Annotated in this window: 15 protein-coding genes and 1 rRNA gene; 6 read left to right on the plus strand and 10 right to left on the minus strand. The window is 70.3% G+C overall.

The genetic code is table 11. The features are described from left to right. Positions 1 to 82, plus strand: a 5S ribosomal RNA gene (rrf, locus tag ACFVVO_RS12400); the annotation flags it as partial. 93 nt (positions 83 to 175) lie between these two features. Here the strand turns inward: rrf and ACFVVO_RS12405 are convergent. After that, positions 176 to 724 (minus strand): cysteine hydrolase family protein, encoded by a 549-nt coding sequence (locus ACFVVO_RS12405; RefSeq protein WP_390054149.1) that lies wholly within the window; start codon positions 722 to 724, stop codon positions 176 to 178. 83 nt (positions 725 to 807) lie between these two features. Here ACFVVO_RS12405 and ACFVVO_RS12410 point away from each other — a divergent pair, with 83 nt between their 5' ends. Continuing rightward, positions 808 to 1,368 (plus strand): GNAT family N-acetyltransferase, encoded by a 561-nt coding sequence (locus ACFVVO_RS12410; protein ID WP_390054151.1) that lies wholly within the window; start codon positions 808 to 810, stop codon positions 1,366 to 1,368. 38 nt (positions 1,369 to 1,406) lie between these two features. Here ACFVVO_RS12410 and ACFVVO_RS12415 read toward each other — a convergent pair whose 3' ends face one another. The 7 genes from ACFVVO_RS12415 to ACFVVO_RS12445 form a co-directional block, all read right to left on the minus strand. Then, the gene (locus ACFVVO_RS12415; RefSeq protein ID WP_390054152.1) at positions 1,407 to 2,930 is read right to left on the minus strand and encodes a type IV secretory system conjugative DNA transfer family protein; all 1,524 of its coding nucleotides are present in this window, start codon (positions 2,928 to 2,930) and stop codon (positions 1,407 to 1,409) included. A 12-nt stretch (positions 2,931 to 2,942) separates the two neighbouring features. Next, a complete protein-coding gene (locus ACFVVO_RS12420; RefSeq protein ID WP_390054154.1) occupies positions 2,943 to 4,355 on the minus strand; it encodes an ATP-binding protein in 1,413 nt (470 codons plus the stop codon). A gap of 14 nt (positions 4,356 to 4,369) precedes the next feature. Next, the gene (locus ACFVVO_RS12425; protein ID WP_390054882.1) at positions 4,370 to 5,908 is read right to left on the minus strand and encodes an SCO6880 family protein; all 1,539 of its coding nucleotides are present in this window, start codon (positions 5,906 to 5,908) and stop codon (positions 4,370 to 4,372) included. 14 nt (positions 5,909 to 5,922) lie between these two features. Next, complete coding sequence (locus ACFVVO_RS12430) at positions 5,923 to 7,251, minus strand: hypothetical protein (protein ID WP_390054156.1); 1,329 nt, start codon at positions 7,249 to 7,251, stop codon at positions 5,923 to 5,925. Beyond that, positions 7,241 to 8,062, minus strand: a complete 822-nt coding sequence (locus ACFVVO_RS12435; RefSeq protein WP_390054157.1) for a hypothetical protein — start codon at positions 8,060 to 8,062, stop codon at positions 7,241 to 7,243. The genes ACFVVO_RS12430 and ACFVVO_RS12435 overlap by 11 nt, the downstream gene beginning before the upstream one ends. A gap of 168 nt (positions 8,063 to 8,230) precedes the next feature. Beyond that, positions 8,231 to 8,539, minus strand: a complete 309-nt coding sequence (locus ACFVVO_RS12440; RefSeq protein ID WP_014673544.1) for a hypothetical protein — start codon at positions 8,537 to 8,539, stop codon at positions 8,231 to 8,233. A 287-nt stretch (positions 8,540 to 8,826) separates the two neighbouring features. Continuing rightward, on the minus strand, positions 8,827 to 9,243 hold the full coding sequence (locus tag ACFVVO_RS12445) for a copper-binding protein (RefSeq protein WP_390054159.1): 417 nt from the start codon (positions 9,241 to 9,243) through the stop codon (positions 8,827 to 8,829). Positions 9,244 to 9,494: 251 nt separating this feature from the next. Here ACFVVO_RS12445 and ACFVVO_RS12450 point away from each other — a divergent pair, with 251 nt between their 5' ends. The 4 genes from ACFVVO_RS12450 to ACFVVO_RS12465 all read left to right on the plus strand — a co-directional run bounded on the left by ACFVVO_RS12450 (position 9,495) and on the right by ACFVVO_RS12465 (position 13,023). Further along, complete coding sequence (locus ACFVVO_RS12450; RefSeq protein ID WP_390054161.1) at positions 9,495 to 10,274, plus strand: trypsin-like serine peptidase; 780 nt, start codon at positions 9,495 to 9,497, stop codon at positions 10,272 to 10,274. A gap of 110 nt (positions 10,275 to 10,384) precedes the next feature. Further along, entirely contained in the window at positions 10,385 to 11,386 is a 1,002-nt protein-coding gene (locus ACFVVO_RS12455) for an NlpC/P60 family protein (RefSeq protein ID WP_390054162.1), read from the plus strand. A gap of 229 nt (positions 11,387 to 11,615) precedes the next feature. After that, entirely contained in the window at positions 11,616 to 12,317 is a 702-nt protein-coding gene (locus tag ACFVVO_RS12460) for a phosphatase PAP2 family protein (protein WP_390054163.1), read from the plus strand. 196 nt (positions 12,318 to 12,513) lie between these two features. Continuing rightward, complete coding sequence (locus ACFVVO_RS12465; protein WP_390054165.1) at positions 12,514 to 13,023, plus strand: RICIN domain-containing protein; 510 nt, start codon at positions 12,514 to 12,516, stop codon at positions 13,021 to 13,023. A gap of 18 nt (positions 13,024 to 13,041) precedes the next feature. Here the strand turns inward: ACFVVO_RS12465 and ACFVVO_RS12470 are convergent, their stop codons facing one another. Next, a complete protein-coding gene (locus ACFVVO_RS12470) occupies positions 13,042 to 14,091 on the minus strand; it encodes a helix-turn-helix domain-containing protein (protein ID WP_390054167.1) in 1,050 nt (349 codons plus the stop codon). Between the two features lie 102 nt (positions 14,092 to 14,193). Next, positions 14,194 to 15,765 (minus strand): FAD-binding oxidoreductase, encoded by a 1,572-nt coding sequence (locus tag ACFVVO_RS12475; RefSeq protein ID WP_390054169.1) that lies wholly within the window; start codon positions 15,763 to 15,765, stop codon positions 14,194 to 14,196. Positions 15,766 to 15,868: the final 103 nt, after the last annotated feature.

Consider the following 15,868-nt stretch of genomic DNA (forward strand, 5'->3'; position numbering starts at 1 on the left):
CATTTCGAACCCGGAAGCTAAGCCTCACAGCGCCGATGGTACTGCAGGGGGGACCCTGTGGGAGAGTAGGACGCCGCCGAACAATCTTTGGGAAAACCCCCGCATCGAAAGATGCGGGGGTTTTCTGCGTTCACGGCCCTTTGCGGAGAGTCCTTTTCCGCAAGGCCTGGGAGACCTAGAAGGTCACCTCGGCCGTCTCCACCGTGCCACCCTGCCGGCCGGGTGCGTCGTGCCATTTCCAGTAGAGGTTGGTGTGCGCGATCACCTGCTCCGGGGCGGGAGCGCCGTACTTGGTGAGGTCCTCCGTGGTGTGGGCGTCGGCGACCAGCGTCGCGTCGTAGCCACGGACGATCGCGCCGTGCAGGGTGGATCGGATGCATACGTCCGTCTGGGCGCCCGTGACGAGCAGCCGGCCCACCTTCCGCTCCGCCAGCACCTCCTCCAGACGGGTGTCCTCGAAGGAGTCCGGGTAGCTCTTGGGGACCAGGGGCTCGGTGTCCCGGCGGACCAGCTCGGGGACGTAGGCCCAGTTCTCGCTGCCCTCCTCCAACTGCTCGTCGGAGTGCTGCACCCAGATGACCGGCACGTCCGCCGCGCGGGCCCTGCCGATCAGGGTGTCGATGTTGGCGATGACGCCGTCGCGGTCATGGGCATCCGCCACCACGCCGTTCTGGACGTCGATGACGAGCAGTGCGGTGTTGGGTCGTTCGGGAAGTGTGGTCATGGGGGCCACCGTAGAGCCAGGCACCGACAGTGGGCGCCCGTATATCGGGTGAGGGTGGTGACGGGCGCGGCTACCGTGGCCGCATGAGTACCCCGACCAGCGATGACTACGTCGTCCGCGCCATACGCCCCGACGAGTGGGCGGCCGTGAAGCAGTTGCGCCTGGACGCGCTGCGGGACCCGGTCGCGCACATCGCTTTCCTCGAGACCTACGAGGACGCCCTGGGCCGACCGGACTCCTTCTACCAGGAACGGGCGATCGGGTCCGGTGAAGGGTCCGACACGGCGCGGCAGTTCATCGCCGAGGCGCCCGACGGGAGCTGGGCCGGCACCGTCACCGTGCTGCTGGAGCAGGCCGGGACGACGGACTGGGCCGGGTATCCGGTCGAGCGGCGGCAGTGTCATGTGGTCGGTGTGTTCGTCCGGCCGGAGCACCGTGGAAACGGGCTGATCAAGATGCTGTTCGACGCCGGTGTCTCATGGGCCTGGCGGCAGCGTGCCGAGCGGGTGCGGCTGTTCGTGCACGCGGACAACGCGCGGGCCCAGGGCGCCTACCGCAAGGTGGGCTTCGGGCCGAGCGGGCTGGTCGTGTCGTTCTCGAAGGACGAGGCCGAGAACGAGCTGGAGTTCGTGCTGGAGCGGTGACCAGCCCGCCGCGGCCTACTTGGGGCCCGGGACGGCGGTCAGGCCGGCAGTTCCCGGTGCGGCCAGCGGGCTCTGGCCTGTTCGCGGGAGCGGAGCAGGGCGAGGGTGGGCATGCCCTGGTCGGCTCCGGTGGCGAGCAGATCGGGGAGTTGGGGCACGGGGGCCACGGCCGCGATGTCGTCCAGGACCAGGGTCAGTGGTGGGTCGAGCCGACCGGAGGATGACCGTTCGGCCATGCGCCGGCCGTGCTCGACCACGCTCGAGACGAGGGCCGTCAGGAGGGGCATCGCACCCGGGTGGGTCCTGGGGTCCTCGATGGATTCACCGACCACATAAAGCGTGCCCCCTTCGTGGACGAAGGAATCCAAGGCAAGGGCATCAGTTCGGTTCGGAGTGCAGGCTTCGCGGATGTTGACAGTGGACAGGGCGGACAGCGCCCGGCTGATCAACTCCTGTGCCATGTCCCGCCGTTCGGGATGCGCGGTGAGGGCGGCCTCGAGCTCGCCCGCGGCGCCGGGGGCGGCCTTGGTGTGGGTGCGGAGGGTGCGTACGGCGTCCTGGACCTGGGTGCCCTGGGCCCAGCGGTGGACATGGCGGACGGTGCGGGACTCCAGGGCGGCGGCGTGCAGGTAGCTGCGCAGCAGCGTGGTGGCGGTGTCGGCCACGGCCTGGTCGAGTTTTCCGGTGGGCCGGACGGGGCCGAGGAGGCCCTTGGCCCTGTTCAGCGCCGTTTCCTTGTCCTCGCAGCCGCTGGTGGGGGACCAGTGGAGGCGGGCCGGGGTGTCGCAGAGGTGGGTGGGGTCGTAGAGGTGGACGGGGCCCAGTTTGGTTCTGGCGTCCTTGGTCTCCGCCCAGAGGGCGGGGTTGGAGGTGACCACCAGGGTCGGGCCCGGGGCGTGCTGGACGGCCCGGACCGCGGTGGTGTGCCGGGTCGCCGGCGCGCCGTAGCGCACCCCGCCCTCGCCGCTGGACGCCTCCGGATCGGCCGTCGGAGCAACGCCGCCCATGAGGTGTTCCACAGGCTGTGGAGCCGGCTCGGTGCGCGCCACCAGGACCTCGTGCCGCTGCTCCGGCACCGCCTCGGGCACGGGGACGACGGCAGGAACGGCAGTCGCGGCGGCAGTCGGGTCAGGAGCGGCAGCGGGCGCCGTGACCTCCGTCCGGCCCGGCGCCGTTCCCCGCTCGGAGGCGCGCCGTGCCTTCTCCGCCCGCCATCTCGCCACCGTGCTCATCACGAACAGGGTGAGGACGAGCAGGATCATGAGCTGGCCGATGAACAGGCCCCAGAACAGGCCCCAGCCGGAGAGCTGGGCGGTGGGGGTGTCCGGCCAGGCGCCGGGCAGGTCGTGCGGCTCGCCGATGAGGTGACGCATGGCCAGGGCCGTGCGGGTGAACGTCACGCCGTCCGGCCACGCGCCGTGGGCGAACAGGGCCGCCAGACCGGTGGCCGTCCACACCAGCACCGTCATGCCGAGGAGGAAGGCGAGGATGCCGATCAGCAGCCCGTCGGGGATTCCGCCCTGACCCTCCCGACGGGTGTCACGGCGCTCGTCCGGTCTCACTCCTGCCTCCCCCTACGCCACCGTCGATTCCGAGTCGCCCAGGTGCTGCTCCACGTAGGCCGCCGCCCGCTGCTCGGCCTCCAGTTCGGCGGCGCGCAGGGCGTCGCCGGCCGCCCGGTCGCTGGAGGACTCGGTCATCGCGCGGTCGGTGAAGACCAGCGGGCGCTCGGTCTCCGTGACGAGGTGTTTGACCACCTGGACGTTGCCGTTGACGTCCCAGACGGCGATGCCCGGGGTGAGGGAGGGGATGATCTCGACCGCCCAGCGCGGCAGACCGAGGACCCGGCCCGTCGCTCTCGCCTCGTCGGCCTTCTGGGCGTAGATGGTCCTGGTCGACGCCATCTTCAGGATCGCCGCCGCCTCCTTCGCCGCGGCGCCGTCCACCACGTCGGACAGGTGGTGGACGACCGCCACGAAGGACAGGCCCAGCCGGCGCCCGAACTTCAGCAGCCGCTGGAAGAGCTGCGCCACGAACGGGCTGTTGATGATGTGCCAGGCCTCTTCCACGAGGAAGATGCGCTTCTTGCGGTCGGGGCGGATCCAGGTGTGCTCCAGCCACACGCCGACGATCGCCATCAGGATGGGCATGGCGATGGAGTTGCGGTCGATGTGGGACAGGTCGAACACGATCAGCGGGGCGTCCAGATCGATGCCGACCGTGGTCGGGCCGTCGAACATGCCCCGCAGGTCACCGTCGACCAGCCGGTCCAGGACCAGGGCGACGTCCAGGCCCCACGCCCGTACGTCGTCTATGGCGACGTTCATCGCCTCCGCGGACTCCGGCTCCGGGTGCCGCAGTTGCTCCACGATGTCGGTGAGGACCGGCTGGCGGTCGAGGATGGACTCGTTGACGTAGGAGTGGGCGACCTTGAGGGCGAAGCCGGAGCGCTCGTCCAGGCCGTGCCCCATCGCGACCTCGATGATGGTCCGGAGCAGCGCGAGCTGGCCCGTGGTGGTGATCGAGGGGTCCAGGGGGTTCAGCCGGATGCCGTGGTTCAGGGCGGCGGTCGGGTCCAGGCGGATGGGAGTTATCCCCAGCTCCTCCGCGATCAGGTTCCATTCGCCGACGCCGTCCTCGCCCTGGGCGTCCAGGACGACGACCTGGCGGTCCTTGAAGCGCAGCTGCCTGAGGACGTACGTCTTCTCCAGGGCCGACTTGCCGTTGCCGGACTCGCCGAGCACCAGCCAGTGGGGGGCCGGCAGCTGCTGGCCGTAGAGCTGGAAGGGGTCGTAGATGTAGCCCTTGCCGGAGTACACCTCGCGGCCGATGATGACGCCCGAGTCGCCGAGGCCGGGCGCGGCGGTGGGCAGGTACACCGCCTGGGCCTGGCCCGTGGAGGTGCGCACCGGCAGCCGGGTCGTCTCGACCTTCCCGAACAGGAAGGACGTGAAGGCTTCCGTGAGGACGGACAGCGGGTCCCGCATCAGCGCATCAGCCCCTACCTTCGAATGCCGGTGGCGAAGGGAAGTGTGTTCACGAAGGCCCGGTGGTGCTCGCGGTCGCACCACTCCAGCTTCAGGTACGACTTTCCGGCGGAGGCCCTTATGGTCCGCTTGTCGCGGTTGAGGGCCTCCGGGGACCGGGCGGAGACGGTGATGTAGCCGACCAGGTTGACGCCGGCCGCGCCGCTGGCGAGGTCTTCTCCTCGCTGGTCAAGACGGTTGTGGGCGGCGATGTCGCGCGGGTCGACGGTGCGGTTCATCTTGGCGGCGCGGGAGGCCTCGGCCTCGTCGTTTGTCTTCTCGGTCAGCATGCGTTCGATGGCTACCTCGGTGGGCTCGAGATCCATCGTCACGGCGACCGTTCGGATGACGTCCGGGGTGTGGACGAGCAGGGGTGCGAGGAAGTTGACGCCGACGGGGGTCATCGGCCACTCCTTCACCCAGGCGGTGGCGTGGCACCAGGGGGCGCGGGTGGCGGACTCGCGGGTCTTGGCCTGGAGGTAGGTGGGCTCCATGGCGTCCAGTTCGGCCGGCCAGGCGTTGCGCTGGGTCATCGCCTGGATGTGGTCGATGGGGTGGTCCGGGTCGTACATGGAGTGGATGAGGGAGGAGAGTCTGCCCTGCCCGAGGGGCTGGCGGACGCGGATGTCGGCCTCCTGGAGCCGGGAGCAGATGTCGGTCAGCTCGCGGGCCATGACGACGGCGAGCCCGGCGTCCCGGTCGACCTTGCCGCCGTGCGCGCGGACGGACCGGGCCATGACGTGTGCCTCGGCGGCCAGTTCGCGGCCGTAGTGCATGCAGGCGACGAGGTAGGCGCGGTGCTGCTCGCTGCTGGTGGACACCATGGACTGGAGCTGGTCGTAGGACCGGGACAGCCAGTCGGGTGCCTTGTCGTCGCCGCGCAGCGTAACGTCCTTGGCGTGGGCGTCGGGGTCGGCGGGCAGGGTGCGGGCGAGCATCTGCAGCCGGGTGACGAAGCCGTCGCCGTTGGCGACGTGCTTGAGCAGCGTGCCGAAGCGGTCGACGAGGGCTTCCTGGTCCTCGGAGTCGCGCAGGCCGACGCCGGGGCCCTCGATCTCGATGGCGGCGGTGACGGTCTTGCGGTCGGCGTGCAGCAGTACGGCGATCTCGTCGGGCCCGAACGGCGCGGCGAGCCAGGTGATCCGTCCGATGCCGGGCGGCGGCCCGACCTCGACCTCCCGCCCGTCCAGCCGGGTGCCGGCCTCGACCACTGCGGAGCGGTAGGTGGCACCGCGCTTGACGCTGCGCTTGTACGAGCGGTTGATCTCGAACCACTTGTAGAACGTGCGGCGCTTGTACGGCACGTAGACCGCGGCGAGCGCGAGCAGCGGGAAGCCCGTCAGCAGCACGATCCGCAGGGACAGGACGGGGACGAGGAGGCCGCTCATCATGCCGAGGAACGCGCCGGCGACGATCAGCGCGATCTCACCGGATTCGCGGTTCCGGCCGATGATCGCGTTCGGCCGGGCGCGGCCGATCAGATACGTACGGCGGGGCGTGACCGGATGGGACATGTGGGACTCGGTCGTCAACGCCCTTCACCTCCTGAGCGGTTGCTGCTGCTGTCGCGTGTGTTGCCGGCGTGCGGGGTGTTGACCGGGCTGGGCGCGCGCGGTGCGGGCGCGGCGGAGGGGACTGCTCCGCCGCCCTGTGCGGTACGGCCGCTGTGCGCGGCGACGCCGCCGGAGGCGGGGTTGGCGGGGCGGGCGCCGGTGGAGCCGCCGCCGCCCGAGCCGTTGTTGTCGGCGCGGGTGCTGTGCGTCTTGATGCCCTGGGCGACGAGGGTGGCCGGGGAGCTGATCACCGCGGCGGCCTTGCCTTCGGCGCCCTGCATGATGCGGTTGCTGCGGGAGCCGGCGATCTCGTCGCCGAAGCCGGGGACGAAGCGGTAGATCATCGCGCTGGCGAAGATGGCGAGCAGGATGATGGCGAGGCCGGAGACGACGGCGGAGAAGGCGTCGGGGCCGTTGTCACCGGCCAGCGCGCCGGCCAGGCCGAGCACGATGACGATGACGGGCTTGACCAGGATGACGGCGATCATGATCCCGGCCCAGCGCCGTACGTGGCCCCACAGGTTCTTGTCGACCAGTCCGGCGTAGACGACCGTGCCGAGCAGGGCGCCGACGTAGAGCAGGGCGGCGCGGATGACCAGTTCGAGCCAGAGGATGCCGGCGGCGAGGATGCTGACCAGGGAGACGACGATCAGCATGATCGGTCCGCCGCCGATGTCGTCGCCCTTGTCGAGGGCGCCGGAGAAGGTGCCGAAGAACGTGTCGGTCTGGTCGCCGGTCGCCCTGGCGAGGACGTCCGTGACGCCGTCGGCCGCGGAGACGACGGTGTAAAGGATCAGCGGGGTGAAGGCGGAGGCGAGCACCGTCAGCCACAGGAAGCCGACGGCCTCCGAGATGGCGGTGGTCAGCGGCACGCCGCGTACCGCCCGCTTGGCGACGGCCAGCAGCCACAGCAGCAGCGTGAGGATCGTGGAGGCCGCGAAGACCACGGCGTACTGCTGCAGGAACTTGGTGTTCGTGAAGTCGACGTTGGCGGTCTCCTGCACGGCGTCACTGAGCTTGCCGATGGTCCAGGACGCGGCGTCGGCACAGCCCTTGCCGAGGGAGGAGAGGGGGTCGAGGGTGGAGGTGAGGGGGTTGTCGGGGGTGGTGAGGCCCTTTTTCGAGCCGCCTCTGTCCTTCTCGCAGAACTGTTTGGCGGCGCCGCGGATCAGGTCGCAGGCGTCGTCGCTCTTCGAGGGTGAGGGCGTGGGCGCGGCGACGGCGCGGGCGGCCAGCAGCACCGTGGCCGTCTGCACGGCTCCGAGAACCGCCGTGATCCTGAGGACGCGGTGGTTAGCGCGCATACGTGAACCCTCCGTACTCCTCGACGGCCTTCGTCATGTCGTCGGCGGTGGAAGCCGTCTGATCGCGGCCCACGGGAACGGGTCCGTCCTTCTGCTGGAAGTCGGTGACCTTCCAGTCGTTGTCCATCCACTTCAGCTCGTACGTCGTGGTGTACCAGCTCTCGGTCACCGGGTTGGTCGAGCCTTCGCCGGAGAGGCCGAACAGCGAGGTGTACCAGACCTCGACCGCCATGGTGTCCGTGCCCGACGAGGCGACCTTGGTGCCGACGGGGATGACCCGCGAGACGAACGTCTGGCCCTTGGGGGCGGAGCCATCCTTGGCCAGGCCGATGTTGGCGAGAAACTTCTCGCTGGTGTAGGCACTGTCCATGTCGGACTGCTTGGCCGCGGCCACGTCCGGGGCATAGACCAGGTTGACGATCTGGTGCCGCCACCCGGTGTTGAACATCTCCGCCGACCCCAGCGACACCGCATAGTTAGCGGCAGCGCTCTGCGCCCCCTGCTCCGTGTGGGCGAAGCCCGAGGGGATGTTGGCGGACTTGGTGTCGACCGGCTTCGTGCCGGTCGCCGCCGTGGACGCGGCCTTCGGCCGGTCCCCCTTGTCGGCGGAGGCGTCCGTCGAGGAACCGTCTCCCCGGTTCGCGAAGGCGATCGCCGCGATGAGGAGGACCACCACGCCGACGACCGTGATCAGGCCCCGGGAGGAGGAGCGGCCCGTTCTGCGGGGTGCGCCGCCGTAGGGGTCGCCGCCGGGCAGGCGGGTACGGGTCTGGCCCGTCTCGGTGTAACCCTGCTCGTCTCCGGGACTCATGCCGGGTAGGCCCCCTCCACGTCGTAGACATACGACGGTAGCCGTGCTGGTTCCCGCGCGGGCGCGGTGTGGTGACTCGACATCAGGGAAACGCAACCTCAGCCGGTGGGCACGACGGGTGGGTGGGGTGGAGGGGACGACCGGGCCGGCCCGGCGGTGGAGGGGGTGTCAGACCGCCATGCCGTACACGATCGTGAACAGGGTGCCGAGGGAGCCGATGATGAACACCCCGGTGAGGCCCGCGATGATGAGGCCCTTGCCCTGTTCCGCGCTGAAGGTGTCCCGCAGGGCCGTCGCGCCGATCCGCTGCTTGGCCGCTCCCCAGACCGCGATGCCGAGGCAGAGCAGAATGGCCACGGCCATGACCACCTCGATCATCACCTTGGCCTCGTTGCCCAGGCTGCCGAAGGGGCCCCAGTCCGGAGCGATCCCGCCGATGATGGTGTTGATGTCTCCCTTGTCGGCCGCAAAGAGCATGTAAGTCACCGCCCCTGGTGGGTAGTTCCGCAAGCCCCCTGCGGTGTGCAGAGGTCAGGTCCATTCTCGCCGACAACGCCGCGGTCGTATGTCGACTTGACGTCATTGGCCGGCGGGTTTCGTACGAATGAGTCGTACGGTCACTCTGTGTATCACGGCAGGTCACGCCGGGCAACGACGCCGGAGCGGAACCTGTCGTGTGGTTCCGTCGTTGACCCCTTCTACGACTCCGCACGCTTTCTGACGGCTGGTCGGGTGAGGCGTCGACACGATGTTCTCACGCCGGGTCAGCCGACCTCGATGTGCTGGTCCATCCCGAGCTGCTTGTGGCCGTCGACCGGGCAGTACAGGTCGTACGTGCCCTTCTTGAGGTGCACCGTCAGCGTCCCTTCCTGACCGCTCTGGAGATTCTTCGTCCTGGCGTCCTCCACGCCGGGGCCGTCGATCGACAGGGCGTGCGTGATCCTGCCGTGGTTGTCGGAGACGAAGGTGTAGGTGCCCGGTGCGAGGGACGACCGGGACAGCTTCAGCGCGTACTCGGTCTCGGTGACCGTCACCCGGGTCCCCGAGTTCGCCCCGGTCGCGGAGTGGCTCGCCGTCGTGCCGCCGCCCCCACCGGAGCAGGCGGCGAGAACGAGCGCGGCCGCGCACGCTCCCGCCGCGGCACCGAGTGGCGTGAGGGTCCTGTGTGCCGAGAGTGTCATGCGGCTCATCCCCTTCCGGGTGAAAGGCCGTCCATGGCTGTATACGGGCGAGTACGCGCCAGGGTTTGCCGCGACCGGGTGCCCCCTTGGGCGACGGGGATGGTGACCTGATGTGACGACTCGGGAGGCGGGAGTGGCGGGGGGACAGTACGGTGGATGCGACCGCGCGGCCCCGTTCGGGAGGTCTCGCGGGAACGGTTTCGGTGTGGTCGGGACGGCTTTCTCAGCTCGTGGCGGGGAGTGGGGGCCTGATGCAGCGCATCTCTCGCACCGCCCGTGTCTGGTTCACCTCGCGGCCCGCGCTCCTCGGTGCCGTTGTGCTGCTCGCGCTGACCTCCGCCTCCGTCGCGGCTGCCGACGACGGGCCCGGGCCGCTCGGGCTCACGGCCGCGGCCGCCGAGACGGCGCGGACCGTGCGGGTGGGCGCGCTGTTCGGGGCCGACCGGGTCGGCGAACTGGCCGGCGGGCACTTCTGCACCGCATCGGTAGTGCACAGCCCGCAGCGCGATCTGATCGTCACCGCGGCCCACTGCGTGGACGGTGTCGACGGCGATCTGGTGTTCGCGCCGGGATACCGGGACGGTGAGGCGCCGTACGGGGTGTGGAGGGTGGGGAAGCGGTTCGTTCCGGACGGGTGGGCGAAGGGGCAGGACGAGGACAGCGACGTCGCCCTGGCCCACCTGGACGCGCTGGACGGCAGGAAGATCGAGGACGTGGTCGGGGCCAACCGGTTCCGGACCGGGGTGGCCACCGGTGCCGACGCCGTGACGCTGACCGGCTACCCCGACTCCCGCGAGGCGCCCGTCAGCTGTACCAACAGGCCTGACCGGGACAGCCGTACCCAGCAGCGCATCGACTGCCCCGGCTTCCCGGCGGGCACCAGCGGCAGCCCGTGGACCGACGGCGAAGGTCAGGTCGTCGGGGTGCTCGGCGGGCACGAGAAGGGCGGGGACACGGCCGACGTCTCGTACAGCGTGGTGCTGCGCGGGCAGGCCGCGGAGCTGTACCGGGAGGCCACGGCGGCGCCCTGAGGGCGCGTCAGCCGCCGCGCCGCTCGCCGTTCCCGCCGTTCCCCTGTGAAATGGCGCCACTTCAGGCCGATGAGGACTGGAACCGGTCCGACATGGGGGAGAGTTGGACCGTGCGGAAGGTATGGGTGCTCGGGGGTGCGGCGGTCGGGCTCGGCATGGGCTTCGTCATGCTGCTCGTCGTCGGGGTGTACGTGGTCGCCGGAAACCTCGTCAACAACGTCGCCGCGGGCAGCCGCGGGCTCGCCAAGGGCGCCGTACCGGCCGCCTACAAGCAGCTCGTGCAGCGGTGGGGCAACCTGTGCCCCGCGCTGAGCCCGGCGCTGCTCGCCGCCCAGCTGTACCAGGAGAGCGGCTGGAACCCGACCGTCGTCAGCCCGGCGGACGCGCGCGGCATCGCCCAGTTCATCCCGAGCACCTGGGCGACCCACGGCATCGACGGCGACGGCGACGGCAAGCGCGACATCTGGGACCCGAATGACGCGATTCCGTCGGCCGCGTCGTACGACTGCGAACTCGCCAAGTACGTCAAGGACGTTCCGGGGAACGTCTCCGACAACATGCTCGCCGCCTACAACGCGGGCGCCTACCGCGTCATAAGGTCGGGCGGGGTGCCGGCCATCAGCGAGACCCAGAACTACGTCAAGCGGATCCGCAGCCTGGAGAAGAGCTTCGCCGCGCCGGTCACCCGGCTCGACCCGAGCCGGCAGGCCGCCGGTGCCATCGGCTTCGCCCAGAGCAAGCTCGGAACGCCCTATCTCTGGGGCGGCGACGGTACCGCCGACCAGGGAGGACGCTTCGACTGCTCGGGTCTGACCAAGGCCGCGTACGAGAAGGTCGGCATCACCCTGCCCCGGGTCGCCAACGACCAGTACAACGCCGGTCCGCACCCCTCACGGGACGAGCTGATGCCGGGCGATCTGGTCTTCTTCTCCGACGACCTCACCGACTCGCGGGCCATCCGGCACGTGGGTATCTACGTCGGCGGCGGGTACATGATCGACGCGCCGAGGACGGGTGCCGTGATCCGGTTCGACTCCGTCGACACCCCCGACTACTTCGGTGCCACCCGGGTGACGGAAGATGGCGCAAAAGCACTCCCCACCAACGTGTGAACCAAGCGTGAACCTGCCCCCTGAGCTGCGGAGATGAGTCTCTCTTCGATAACGTCTGCGTGATCATTCGGTGGAGAGTGGAACGTATTGACGGGGACCGTGCGTTCCTGTTGACGTAGCCGAGCGGACGTCAGTGCGGCAGCGCAGCGGATGCGGATCTACGACCACGGGGAGCCGGAGCGACGCACACGAGGTGCGTCCGGGACTACGACGAAGGGGCCACAGCACCATGGCTGTACTCGCCGAATCCGGATCGAACCCCGACGTCGACCTGCTGTACGACATCAATGGCCTGGCCAAGGAAGCGCCGCACTGGTTCGACCGGGTCATGGAGTTCGTGGGTGAGTACGGGCTGCTGGTGGCCATGGTGCTGCTCGTGCTGTGGTGCTGGTGGTCCGTGCGGCGGCGCGGCGGCGAGGAGGCGGCCTCCTCCGTAGCGGCGCTGGTGTGGGCTCCGCTGGCGGCCGGCATCGCGGTCCTGGTGAACGTGCCGATACGGGGGTTCGTCGAGCGGCCGCGGCCCTTCGTGGACCATCGGGGGCTGGACGTCCTCGTCTCCGGGAAGACGGACTTCTCCTTCGTCAGCGACCACGCGACGATCACGATGGCGCTGGGGGTCGGGCTGTTCGTGGCCAACCGCCGCTTCGGCCTGGCCGGTATCGGGGTGGCGCTGCTGGAAGGGTTCTGCCGGGTCTACATGGGCGTGCACTACCCGACGGACGTCGTCGGCGGATTCGCCCTGGGCACGGCGGTCGCGCTGCTGCTGTCGCCGCCGGCCATGGCGCTGCTGACGCCGCTGATGAAGGCGGTCGAGCGGTCGGCGCGGGCGGGGTGGCTCGTGCGGAGCCGCTCCGCGGGGGAGCGGCGAAACGCCCTGCTTCCTGATTCCCGTGACGCGTTGAAGTCCGAGGAACGGGACCTCGCGGCGTAGCCACGGCTGGTGCGGGGTCGTCCCCCGGCGCTCCCGGTCAAGTCATCGGCGTTCCCGCCGAAGTGACTGGCGCTCCCGCCGAAGTGACTGGCGCTCCCGGCCAAGTCACTGGCACTCCACGCCAAGGCGGTCCGCGGTGCGTCCGGCGACGATGGGTTGCCGGAACAGCACTCCCGAACCGACCTGGGGGAACCAGATGACCAAACGGCACGCGCTGCCCGTCGCGGCCGGCCTGGCAGCGGCGGTGTTGGCGCTGACGTCGACCAGTCAGGCCGAGGCCGCATCCGCGCTTCGGCACAAGAACTCCCGCTCCGGCTACTGCCTGGGCATGCACTCCAGCAGGAGCACCATCAACCTGATGGGATGCGGCTCCTCACGCACCTACTGGAAGTCGTACGCGGCGACCTATGTCGGCGGCAAGAAGTACGTGAAGCTCAAGAGCATCCACAACCGCAAGTGTCTGGGCGTCGCCGGCCAGTCCACCGCCGGCGGTGCGGCGCTGGCATGGGGCAACTGCACCAGCACGAGGGACCACTCGCAGCTGTGGCGGGTGCACTACGTCCGCGGCGGCAACTATCTGATCATCAACGCCGATTCGGGGAAGTGCGTCGGAACGCGGGGCAGTTCGACGGCGAAGGGGACCCTGGTCGTTCAGGGGCGCTGCAACTCGGCGACGGGAAGCACCCAGCTTTGGAAGCGGCTCTGAGCGGCTGAGCCGGCGCCTTCAACAGCGGCGGTTCGGGGCCCGGGGCGCTGTCGCCCCGGGCCCCGGCCGTCCGTGCGTGCCGCTTTCCGTCCCGCTGTACGTTCCGCTTTCCGTTCCGCGGGAATGGGCCCGGTCGCGGTAGTCGCTGGGCGTGATGCCGTGCAGCGCGCGGAAGGCGCGGGTGAAGTCCGCGGGCCGGGGGAATCCCCACCGGTGCGCGACGGCGGCGATGGCCAGATGACGCTTCGCCGGGTCGGCCAGGTCCCGGCGGCAGTGCTCCATGCGCCGGGCGCGTGTCCAGGAACGCACGCTCACGCCGTGCTGCTGGAAGAGCCGGTGCAGCGAGCGGACCGATATGTGGTGGGCAGCCGCGATCCCCTCCGCGGTGAGCGCGGGGTCGCCCAGGTGACGCTGGATGAACGAGGTGACGCGCAGGAACAGGGCACGTTGCCGGGTGTCGGCCGGGACATCGCTCTCCCGGTCCAAGTGGTGGGCGAGGACGGCGGTGACCAGGTCCAGACCGACCGTCCCGAGCCGCGCGGCGTCCTGGGGGGTGTAGCGGGTGGTGTCCTCCGCCAGGTGGGTCAGAAAGGTCGCCAGCAGCAGTCCGACCCCCTCGTCGCCGGGGAGGGCCCGGGCCGTGAGCCGCTCGACGCGGGGGGCGGGCAGGGGGAGCAGCGCCCGGGGGAGCTGGATGAGGAGGGCCTCGCCGTCGGCGTAGCCCTCGAACGGGCGTGAGCTGTCGAAGAGCAGCAGCTGCCCCGGCTCGGCCGGGACCTGGCACCGGTTCTGTTCGAGCACGTGGGAGCCGGAGCGGGGAAGCGCGATCTGGAGGCACTCCGGGTCCGAGGCGTGGATCAGGCGTGGTGTCCGGAGCGTGCGGAACGACGAGTACGACATCGCCGAGACCTGCGCCGGGCCCAGCGGCATCGTCTTGAACCAGCCGGCGAAGGTGTCGATGTCCACCAGCCGGAACGCCGTCGGCATCACCGCGTGACGGGTGACCTCGGCCCACGCGGCAAGAGCGTCCCGCGCGGGAAAGTCCCCGCTGTCAAAGACCTTCTCCACGATTTTCTCCCAGGCCGCCTGACCCGTGTCGGCCGTCCTGCGCGCTTCCCCGGTCTGGATGCTCCCACGAGGAGCGCGCCGACGGCGACGGTACGTGGCGGTTTACACCCCTTGGGGGTAAGAGAAGAAGCGGTCCGGGTCGTACTGCTTCTTCACCGTGCTCAGCCGCGTCGCCGCGTCTCCGTAGTAGGCCTGGCGCCAGTTCTTCAGGGTGGGGTCCGTGTAGTTCTGGTAGGCCGCGCCGGAGGCGTGGGGGACCATGGCCTGGTGAGCCGACGTCAGCCACGACTGCGCCGTGCCGCCGGAGGCACCCGCGCCCCAGGAGGCGATGTACTGCGCCAGCATCCGGGAGCGGCGGTGGACGAAGGCCGTCGCCGTGGGGGAGACCCGGTTGACCGCGCCGCCGAGGGCGGTGAACGCGATGCTGCCCGCGCCGCCGCGGACGGAGCCGATCTGCTTGAGCAGGGTCTGGATGCCCGCGGCGGACAGCGAGCGGTCGAAGAAGTCGGAGCGGGCCGCGTAGGTCTCCCGGCCCAGCCTGCCCTGGGAGGAACGGCCCGGGGTGGAGCCGGGCAGGTGGCACTGGGCGTCGGAGGAGAAGGAGGAACAGCCGGCGTAGATCTCCATGGCCTCCTCGTAGCCCCGGCGGCGCAGCGAGACCGAGGAGGCGTTCGCGCCGGCCTTGTGGGCCAGGCGGTCCACGGCGTTCTGCAGCTCGCCGTAGGTGCCCAGGGAGAAACAGGCCACCGAGACGGTGGGGGTCCGGCCCGGTGAGCAGGCCAGGTGCAGGGAGGACCAGATCTCGTCCGGCTGGGACGGGCCCCACTCCTGCCAGGCCTTGACGACCGCGGCCGCCTTGGACCAGGGCCAGGTCATGTACGCGGTCACCGCCTGCGGCGCCGGGTGGGTCTTGAAGTGCAGCTCGGTGACGACGCCGAAGTTGCCGTTGCCCGCGCCGCGCAGCGCCCAGAACAGGTCGGAGTGGTGCTGCGCGTCGGCCGTCACCTGGGTGCCGTCGGCGGTGACGAGCGTCGCCTGGGTGAGGCTGTCGCAGGTCAGGCCGTAGGCGCGGGAGGCGACACCGTGGCCGCCGCCGAGGACCAGGCCGGAGACGCCGACGGTGGGGCAGGAGCCGGCGGGTATGGTCACGCCCTTCGCGGCCAGCGCGCGGTAGACGTCGATCAGTTTGGACCCGGCACCGACCACCGCCTGCCCGCCGCTCACCCGGATCCGGTTCAGCCGGGAGACGTCGAGGACGAGCCGCTTGTCGCCGGAGGAGTAGCCCGCGTAGGAGTGGCCGCCGTTGCGTATCGACACGCGTATGCCGTGGGCCTTCGCGTACGCCAGCGTCGTACGGATGTCGGCGGTGTGGGCGACGTAGGCCACCGCTGCCGGTTTCAGGCCGTCGAAGCGGGTGTTGTACAGCTGGTGGGCCGTCGTCCAGCTCGCGTCCCCGGGGCGCATCAGGGTGCCGTCCAGGTCGTGGGCGAGGGCCGCCCAGTTCGCGGCGGCGGCCTGGCTGGTGGTCTTCAGCGCCGTACCGGAGGATGAGAATGACCGCGCCGAGGACCGCGCCGAGGACCGCGCGGAGGCGTCCGTGCCGGAACTGCAGCCCGCCAGCGCGGTGGTGGCCAGCGCGGCCGTGCCGCCCGTGATCAACGTACGCCGTTCCATGTCCGTCGCCTTTCCTCGGCTCTCCTGGAACGAGACGACGTCATGCGCACACGGGTTCCCGTCGCACGAGGACGAACATCGAAGGTGTGTCCGCGCGAGAGGG

It is taken from the genome of Streptomyces sp. NPDC058145 (assembly GCF_042884245.1).
GTDB lineage: Bacteria > Actinomycetota > Actinomycetes > Streptomycetales > Streptomycetaceae > Streptomyces.

Excerpts from the sequence above, each read along its gene's own strand:
- ACFVVO_RS12405 (WP_390054149.1), bottom strand. The coding sequence starts at position 724 with ATGACCACACTTCCCGAACGACCCAACACCGCACTGCTCGTCATCGAC.
- ACFVVO_RS12410 (WP_390054151.1), top strand. The coding sequence starts at position 808 with ATGAGTACCCCGACCAGCGATGACTACGTCGTCCGCGCCATACGCCCC.
- ACFVVO_RS12420 (WP_390054154.1), bottom strand. The coding sequence starts at position 4,355 with ATGCGGGACCCGCTGTCCGTCCTCACGGAAGCCTTCACGTCCTTCCTG.
- ACFVVO_RS12425 (WP_390054882.1), bottom strand. The coding sequence starts at position 5,908 with ATGTCCCATCCGGTCACGCCCCGCCGTACGTATCTGATCGGCCGCGCC.
- ACFVVO_RS12430 (WP_390054156.1), bottom strand. The coding sequence starts at position 7,251 with ATGCGCGCTAACCACCGCGTCCTCAGGATCACGGCGGTTCTCGGAGCC.
- ACFVVO_RS12435 (WP_390054157.1), bottom strand. The coding sequence starts at position 8,062 with ATGAGTCCCGGAGACGAGCAGGGTTACACCGAGACGGGCCAGACCCGT.
- ACFVVO_RS12440 (WP_014673544.1), bottom strand. The coding sequence starts at position 8,539 with ATGCTCTTTGCGGCCGACAAGGGAGACATCAACACCATCATCGGCGGG.
- ACFVVO_RS12445 (WP_390054159.1), bottom strand. The coding sequence starts at position 9,243 with ATGACACTCTCGGCACACAGGACCCTCACGCCACTCGGTGCCGCGGCG.
- ACFVVO_RS12450 (WP_390054161.1), top strand. The coding sequence starts at position 9,495 with ATGCAGCGCATCTCTCGCACCGCCCGTGTCTGGTTCACCTCGCGGCCC.
- ACFVVO_RS12460 (WP_390054163.1), top strand. The coding sequence starts at position 11,616 with ATGGCTGTACTCGCCGAATCCGGATCGAACCCCGACGTCGACCTGCTG.
- ACFVVO_RS12465 (WP_390054165.1), top strand. The coding sequence starts at position 12,514 with ATGACCAAACGGCACGCGCTGCCCGTCGCGGCCGGCCTGGCAGCGGCG.
- ACFVVO_RS12475 (WP_390054169.1), bottom strand. The coding sequence starts at position 15,765 with ATGGAACGGCGTACGTTGATCACGGGCGGCACGGCCGCGCTGGCCACC.